Origin of the sequence: Microbacterium testaceum, assembly GCF_001476285.1 — a bacterium.
GTDB lineage: Bacteria > Actinomycetota > Actinomycetes > Actinomycetales > Microbacteriaceae > Microbacterium > Microbacterium testaceum_B.
On record NZ_LDRU01000089.1, the window covers coordinates 1 to 8,060 of the forward strand.

Annotated in this window: 6 protein-coding genes; 3 read left to right on the forward strand and 3 right to left on the reverse strand. The window is 71.3% G+C overall.

Features of this window, described 5'->3' with window-relative positions; all coding sequences use genetic code 11:
* Positions 1-37: 37 nt before the first annotated feature.
* Entirely contained in the window at positions 38-3,511 is a 3,474-nt protein-coding gene (locus NS283_RS14665; RefSeq protein WP_058597597.1) for a choice-of-anchor I family protein, read from the forward strand.
* Positions 3,512-3,721: 210 nt separating this feature from the next.
* Here NS283_RS14665 and NS283_RS14670 read toward each other — a convergent pair whose 3' ends face one another.
* Complete coding sequence (locus tag NS283_RS14670; protein ID WP_058597598.1) at positions 3,722-4,426, reverse strand: Type 1 glutamine amidotransferase-like domain-containing protein; 705 nt, start codon at positions 4,424-4,426, stop codon at positions 3,722-3,724.
* Positions 4,427-4,579: 153 nt separating this feature from the next.
* Positions 4,580-5,758 carry a thiolase family protein gene (locus NS283_RS14675; protein ID WP_058597599.1) on the reverse strand — a complete coding sequence of 393 codons (1,179 nt, stop codon included), beginning with the start codon at positions 5,756-5,758 and terminating at the stop codon, positions 4,580-4,582.
* Positions 5,759-5,848: 90 nt separating this feature from the next.
* Here NS283_RS14675 and NS283_RS14680 point away from each other — a divergent pair, with 90 nt between their 5' ends.
* Positions 5,849-6,163, forward strand: coding sequence for a YbjQ family protein (locus NS283_RS14680; protein ID WP_058597600.1), 315 nt, complete (start codon positions 5,849-5,851; stop codon positions 6,161-6,163).
* 183 nt (positions 6,164-6,346) lie between these two features.
* On the opposite strand, the gene NS283_RS14685 is transcribed toward NS283_RS14680, so the two are convergent.
* Positions 6,347-6,931 carry a TetR/AcrR family transcriptional regulator gene (locus NS283_RS14685; protein WP_058597601.1) on the reverse strand — a complete coding sequence of 195 codons (585 nt, stop codon included), beginning with the start codon at positions 6,929-6,931 and terminating at the stop codon, positions 6,347-6,349.
* Between the two features lie 129 nt (positions 6,932-7,060).
* Between NS283_RS14685 and NS283_RS14690 the strand changes: the two genes are divergently transcribed.
* Positions 7,061-8,060 (forward strand): zinc-binding dehydrogenase (locus tag NS283_RS14690; protein ID WP_081317443.1); only part of this gene is annotated, 1,000 nt, incomplete at its 3' end.

Genomic DNA, 8,060 nt, shown 5'->3' on the forward strand with positions numbered 1-8,060 from the left:
CCGCGGCGCATCGATCCCCTGCCCCGAGGACACAGCCATGCCTTCGCCCTTCCTTCGCCGTGCCGTCGCGCTGACCGCGACGACCGCGGCCGTCTGCGCGCTCGCGCTCTCGAGCGCGACCGCGGCCTCCGCCGCGATCGTCGCCGATACGATCCATGACGCTCCCGCCGACAGCACGGTCAGCCTCCGCCCGATCGGCACCTACGAGACCGGCGTGTTCGACCAGTCGGCCGCCGAGATCGTGCACGCGTACAAGAACCGCCTGTTCGTCGTGAACGCGCAGGCCGGTGCCGTCGACGTGCTCGACATGAGCAGCCCCACGGCGCCCACGAAGCTGTACTCGATCACGGGGACGGGCGTGGCGAACTCGCTCGCGGTGCGCGCCGACGGCCTGGGCGTCATCGCCCTCGAGGACGCGGACAAGACGGCGCCGGGCCGGCTGGTGTTCTTCGACGCGGATGCCGCCGAGCCGACCGTGCTGGGCGAGGTCACCGTCGGGGCGCTTCCCGACATGGTCACGATCTCGGCCGACGGCACGGTCGCCGTCGTCGCGAACGAGGGCGAGCCCGCCGACGACTTCTCGGTCGACCCCGTGGGCTCGGTCGGGATCGTCACGCTCCCCGCCGAGAAGGCGGCACCGAGCCAGGATGCCGTGCGCACGGCCGGCTTCGGAGCCTTCGAGCAGGGTGGGTCGAAGACCCTCGACCCCGCCGTCCGCGTCTTCGGCCCCGACGTCGCCGCGCCCGACCAGGGCGACACCCCGCTCGCCGCGAACCGCGTGAGCCGGAACCTCGAGCCCGAGTACGTCGCGATCGCCGGGGGGACCGCCTACGTCGCCCTGCAGGAGGCCAACGCGATCGCGATCGTCGACCTGGCGTCGGCGGAGGTCAGTGGCATCCGTCCCCTGGGGTACAAGGACTACGGCGTCGAGACGCTCGACGCGAGCGACCGCGACCCCGAAGACGCTCCGACCTACAACGAGAAGAGCTACCCGGGCCTGTTCGGCATGTACATGCCCGATGGCATCCAGGCGTACGAGACGAACGGCGAGACCTACCTCGTCACCGCCAACGAGGGCGACGGCCGCGAGTGGGGCGACTTCAACGACACCGCCCGCGTGAAGGATCTCGGTGAGGACGGTCTCGCGCCCGTCTGCGCCGACAGCCCGCTGGCCGGCTCGCTCGACGACGCGGACCTCGGTCGACTCAACGTCGCGACCGACATGGGCCTGAGCGCCGACGGCACCTGCTACTCGGAGCTCTACACCTTCGGCGGCCGCGGCTTCTCGGTGTGGAACACCGCGGGCGAGCAGGTCTTCGACTCCGGTGCCGACTTCGAGCGCATCACGCACGACGCGAACCCCGACTTCTTCAACTCGAACCACTCGGCCTCGAACCTCGAGGGCCGCAGCGACGACAAGGGCCCCGAGCCCGAGAACCTCGCGATCGGCGAGGTCGACGGGCGCACCTACGCGTTCATCGGTCTCGAGCGCGTCGGCGGCGTGATGACCTACGACATCACCGACCCGACGAAGGCCGCCTACGCGGGATACGTCAACAACCGCGACTTCTCGGTGTCCATGGAAGACCAGCTCACCGGAGACGAGACCGCCGACCGCGAGCTGCTGTCGAAGGCCGGCGACCTCGGTCCCGAGGGCGTGGACTTCATTCCCGCCGACGCGTCTCCGACGGGCCGACCGCTGGTCGCCGTCGGCAACGAGGTGTCGGGCACCACGACGCTGTTCGAGGTCTCGAACCCGACCGTGAAGAACATCGACATCCTGACGGTCAACGACTTCCACGGCCGCCTCGAAGCAGGCTCGCAGGGCGAGGCCGGCGCGGCCGTCATCGCGGGCGCCGTGAAGGCCAAGGAAGCCGCCAACCCGAACACGCTCTTCGTCTCGGCGGGTGACAACATCGGCGCGTCGACCTTCACCTCGCTCATCCAGAACGACTCGCCGACGATCGACACGCTCAAGGCGTCCGGTCTCGACGTGTCGGCCGTGGGCAACCACGAGTTCGACCGCGGCTTCGCCGACCTCACCGACCGGGTGCTGCCCGAGTACGGCGGCGGGGAGTACGGTCTCGGCGCGAACGTGTACAAGAAGGGCACGAAAGAGCCCGCGCTCGACGAGTACGCGATCAAGGACGTCGGCGGCGTGCGCGTGGCCTTCATCGGCACCGTCACCCCCGACACCGCGACCATGGTCGACCCGGCCGGCATCGCCGACGTGGAGTTCGGCGACCAGCTCGAGGCCGCGAACCGCGTCGCCGACGAGATCACGAGCGGTGACCTCGCCGACGTGATCGTCCTGCTGACGCACTCGGGCGCCGCGGTCTCCGACGACTGCGCCGCGATCACCGCCGACCAGTCCGGCTTCGGCAACCTCGCCGTCAACGCATCGCCCGAGATCGACGCGATCGTCTCGGCGCACACGCACCAGACCTACGCGTGCGACCTTCCCGTGGCAGGTACCGACCGCACGCGACCGGTCATCCAGGCCTACGAGTACGGCAAGGCCATGGGCCAGCTGTCGCTCACGTGGGACACGCGCACCGACTCGCTGGCATCCCTCACCGGAACCACGTTCCCGCTCGCGGGGGCTTTCGCTCCGGATGCCGAGATCGAGGCGAAGGTCGCCGAGTACGTCGCGCAGGCCGACGTCATCGGTGCGAAGCCGGTCGGCGAGATCAGCGGCGACATCCTGCGCGGCGGTACCCCCTCGGGAGCCGACCGCGGCGTCGAGTCGTCGATGGGCAACTGGGTCGCCGACGTCTACCTGTGGGCGACGTCGGAGAACCCCGCCTACGCCGGGACGAAGGCGCGGATCGCGCTCATGAACCCCGGTGGCCTGCGCGCCGACCTGCTGAAGGGCGACGACGGGGTGGTCACCTACAAGGAGGCCGCTCTCGTGCAGCCCTTCGCCAACACCCTCGTGACGGTGACGCTGACGGGCGAGCAGCTGCGCGGCATCCTGAACGAGCAGTGGAAGGCCGAGGGCGATCGACCGAAGCTGCACCTCGGGGTCTCGGAGGGCTTCACGTACACCTACACGCAGGACCCGACGAACCCGCGGGTGGGCTCGGTCGTGTCGATGGCGTACCAGGGAAAGTCGATCGCCGACACCGACACGTTCACGGTCGTGACGAACTCGTTCCTCGCGAACGGTGGCGACGGCTTCCCGACCTTCGCGGCGGGAAGCGACCGCACCGACACCGGACAGATCGACCTCGACGCGACGCTCGCGTACTTCGAGGCGACCCCCGTGGTCGACCCGGCTCCGCTCGGACGGGCCGTGCTCGCCTCGGACGCGACGCCGGGCGAGGACCCCGGCGCCGAGCCGACGCCCGCGCCCGCGCCCGCGCCCGCCGCACCCGGACAGCCGACGAGCCCCGGCGGCAAGCTCGCGAACACCGGTGTCGAGGCACCGTGGGGCGTGGCCCTCGCCGGCGGGTTCCTCGTGGTCGCGGGCGGCCTCGCCTTCGCCCTGCGGCGGCGGCGCACGGTCTGACGCCTGACCTCGGAACGGCCCTCACCCTCGCGGGTGGGGGCCGTTCCTCTGTGCCCGGTGGGGGGTGTCGGGAGGGTCGCCGGGGCCGCGGGTCGACACCGTCGTGCCGTCAGGCGGAGTCCCGCCACAACACGCCGACCCCGCGGCCTCGTCCACGGCGTGTCCGTCACGAACTCCGCGCGACGGAACGGACCCGGACGGTACCGGACCTCACGCCGAGCGGAGACTCACCCGGACCCCGGATGCCGCGGGGCCGACGTTCCAGACATGGCCGGAGCCGTGCACGGCGGTGTCTCCCGAAACGATGAGCGCCGTGTGCTCGTCGATCGCGACGCCCTCGGCGATCAAGCCCGCATCGACCGCGGCGACCAGTCGCGACACGGTCCCCCACTGCGCCGCGTGCACATCCACGGCGAACGGAACCAGTCCCAGGCCGTCCCGCACCTCGAGCTCATCGAGCTCCTCACCGGCATCTTCGGATGCCACCTCCACACCCCACAGCAGGTACCCGCCGACGAGGGCACGTTCCGGCGCGATCGCCGCACCGGCCGAGAAGCCGGCATACGGCATCCCTCCCTCCACACGGGAGCGGACGGCGTCACGGATCGGAACGAAGGCCTCGTGGTAGGCCGGGGTCAGACCGCCGCCGACGAACATCGCATCGGCCTCGATCGCCTCGGGGGTGAAGGTCTCGCCCTCGACGATCGCCGCGACGCGGACATCGGTCGCCCCCGCGGCCTCGACGACGCCGCGGAACCGCGCGACCGAGCTCTCGTCGTCGGCCTCGAGAACGAGAAGCACGGCGATGACCGGCTCGCGGCCCGCGGCGTGCTCGCGGGCTTCGGCCACGAAGGTTTGCAACAGGGCACCGCAGCGCGCGACGTCGCGCCCGCCGCCGAGAAGGTGAACACTCATCCGCCCAGTATCCCGCTCAGAGGAACGGATGCCGCGGGCCCGACCGTCCGGCGGAGTTCGTGCCCAACACGCCGCCAGAGGCCAACACGCCACGGCGTGGCCCCCACGAACTCCGCACGACGGCCACCGGACGACAGGGCCGAACGGACGCCGTCAGTACCGCCGCAGCAGCGCCGCGAGCGCCTGGCCGCCGCCGATGCACATCGTCACGACCGCGTACTCGAGGTCGCGGCGCTGCAGGTCGAGGGCGGCGCGGACCGTCAGGATCGCGCCCGTCGCGCCGACCGGGTGGCCGAGGGCGATCGCGCCGCCGTACGGGTTGACCCTCTCGGGATCGAGGCCGGCGTCGCGGATCACGGCGACCGCCTGAGCCGCGAAGGCCTCGTTCAGCTCGATCACGTCGATGTCGGCGGGGCTGAGCCCGGTCTGCTCCCAGAGCCGCTGCAGGGCGAGGACGGGCGCGTATCCCATGATCTCGGGGTCGACACCGGCCGTCGTGACGGCCTCGAGGGTCGCGAGCCCTGCCAGCCCACGATCGCGCACGTTGTCCTCCCGCATGAGCACGGTCGCCGCAGCGCCGTCGTTGATGCCCGAGGAGTTGCCCGCCGTCACCGATCCGTCCTTCTCGAACGCGGGTCGCAGCCCCGCGAGCGCTTCGAGAGTCGTCCCCGGACGCGGGTGCTCGTCGACCGAGACCTCGACCGGGCGCTTTCCGCCGGTCGTCACCGGCACGATCTCCTCCGCGAACGCCGCGCGCGCGGCATCCGTCGACGCCCGTCGCTGGCTCTCGACCGCGAAGGCGTCCTGCTCCGCGCGGGAGACGGAGTACCGGGATGCCACGACCTCGGCCGTCGTGCCCATGTGCCGACCGCTGAAGGGGTCGGTGAGGATCGCGAGGGTTCCGTCGAGGAGCGTGCGGTCGCCGAGACGAGCGTTGCCGCGGGCGCCGTACTCGAGGAACGGCGTGCGCGACATGCTCTCGTCGCCGCCCGCGACGGCGACATCGATCCCGCCCCAGCGGAGTTCTTGCGCCGCCGACCAGATGGCCTGGAGGCCCGAGCCGCAGAGGCGGTTGACCGTGAAGGCGGGGACCCGGGTGGGAAGCCCCGCGGCGAGGGCGACGCGACGGGCGTTGTAGGCGTCGGGACCGTTCTGCGCGATGCAGCCCATGACGACCTCGTCGACGTCGTCGGCGGCGATCCCCGCTCGGCGCAGGGCCTCGGTCACGGCCACGGCGCCGAGCTCGTACGCGTCGACGCCCGAGAGCGAGCCCGCGAAGGAACCGATGGGCGTCCGCGCGCCCGAGACGATGACGATGCGCGATTCTGACACGTGTGCACAGTACGGGAGTGCTGTGCGCCGATCCAGGGGGTCGCCTGATCGGGTCTGGTGCGCCCGCCCCCTCGCTGCCACACTGACCCCATGCTCGTGACGACGATGAACGATGTCCCCGGCCGCCAGATCACCGAAGTCTTCGGGGAGGTGACCGGCCTCACCGTGCGCGCCCGCAACATCGGCGTGCAGTTCGGCGCCGGCCTCAAGTCGATCTTCGGCGGTGAGCTGCAGGGCCTCACCAAGCAGCTCCAGGAGAGCCGCGACGAGGCCAAGCAGCGCCTGATCGAGGAAGCGCAGGCGCTCGGCGCCGACGCGGTGATCGCGATGCGCTTCGACACGAGCGAAGTAGCGCAGAACTTCCAAGAGGTCGTGGCCTACGGCACGGCGGTGAAGCTGGCCTGACCCGGGATCGCGGGTCGCTCGAGGGCGGGGCGCGACCGCACGGCGCGCCGCGGCAGGGCCGCGAGACTGCATCTCGCTGACAAACCCACTGCAGCGTGCAGGCGGTTTGTCAGCTGCGTGCAGTCTCGCGGGCGCGGTGCCGCACACGGACGCGCGGGCGCGACAGCGCGGCGCGCGGGGCGGTCAGCCCCGACCCCACGACTCCAGGGTCGTGGGGATGGATGCCAGGGTCGCGATCGCCCCGTCACGATCGGCGCGCGCGAGGGTGAGCCCGGCCACCACGAGCGAGGCGCAGACCGCGGCGAGGGCGTCTACGGCATCCGGGGTCAGATCGGGGCGACGGTCGGCGACGGCGGCGCGGATCGCGGCGCGCATCTCGGCCGCGTAGTCCGACACGAGGGTGCGGACGTCGGCGTCGTCGGACGCGAGCGGCGAGGATCCTGCGTTCAAGAGCAGGCAGCCGAGGCGGGCACGCGGGGTGTCGGCGGCGATCCCGGCGACCATCTCGGCGACGTACGCCTCCAACGCGCCCGGGTCTCCCCCTCCCAGGGGGCGCAGACGCGTGCGGACGACGTCGTCGAGGTAGGCGGCGAGCACCGCGTCGAAGAGTCCGCGCTTGCTCCCGAAGGCGTTGTAGATGCTCGAGCGGGTGAGGCCCGTGGCCTCTTCGAGCTCGGCGATGCCGGTCTCGGCGTAGCCGCGCCGCCAGAACACGTCGCGCGCGGCGTCGACGACGGCGGAGCGTTCGAAGCTCGGCATCCTGCCCATGCGTTCCCTTTCTCCCTGAGGTGACTGAGCTCGTCCAAGCCACCGAGCCTTCAGCATCCTCACGGTTGCGCTTGCCGGCGCGGGGTCTATATTAGACCAGTCGTTACAAAATAACCACAGGAGGAATCCATGCGCGCAGTCATCCACCACGAGTTCGGCGAACCGGCCGACGTCCTCGGCGTCGAAGAGGTCGAGACCCCGACCCCCGGCCCCGGCGAGGTGCGCCTGCGCGTGATCCTGTCGCCCATCCACAACCACGACCTGTGGACGATCCGCGGCACCTACGGCTTCAAGCCGGAGCTCCCCGCCCGCGCCGGCACCGAGGCCGTCGGGGTCATCGAAGAGCTCGGCGAGGGCGTCGAGGGACTGACCGTCGGCCAGCGCGTCGCCACCGGCGGCACCTTCGGCGTCTGGGCCGAGCAGGTCGTCACGAAGGCGGCCGGTCTCATCCCCGTCGTCGATGGACTCCCCGACGAGATGGCCGCACAGCTCGTGTCCATGCCGTTCAGCGCGATCAGCCTGCTGCACTCGCTCGACCTGAAGGCCGGCGACTGGATCGTGCAGAACACCGCCAACGGCGCGGTCGGTCGCATGGTGGCGCAGATCGCCAAGGCCCGTGGCATCCATGTCCTCGGTCTCGTCCGCCGCCGGAGCGCTATCGACGAGCTGGCCGCGCAAGGCATCGAGAACGTCGTGTCGACGGATGCCGACGACTGGCGCGGCCAGGCCCTCGCGATCATCGGCGACGGCACCGTCGTCGCGGGTGTCGACTCGGTCGGTGGCCCCGCCGCCGGCCAGGTCCTCTCGCTGCTGAGCGAGAACGGCACCCTCGTGATCTTCGGGTCGATGGGTGCGGGCAAGCTCGAGATCGGCGCCGGCGACCTCATCTTCCGCCAGGCCACCGTGAAGGGCTTCTGGGGCAGCGTCGTCAGCAAGACGATGGATGCCGAGACCCGCGGCGCCCTGTTCGGCGAACTGTCGCGCTACCTCGCCGACGGCACCCTGACCCTCCCGGTCGCGGCGACCTTCGGCCTCGACGACATCGTGGAGGCCGTGACGGCGAGCGATTCGCCCCGCGTCGGCAAGGTGCTGCTGCGCCCGATCCGGGGCGGGCGCAGCAGCACCTTGC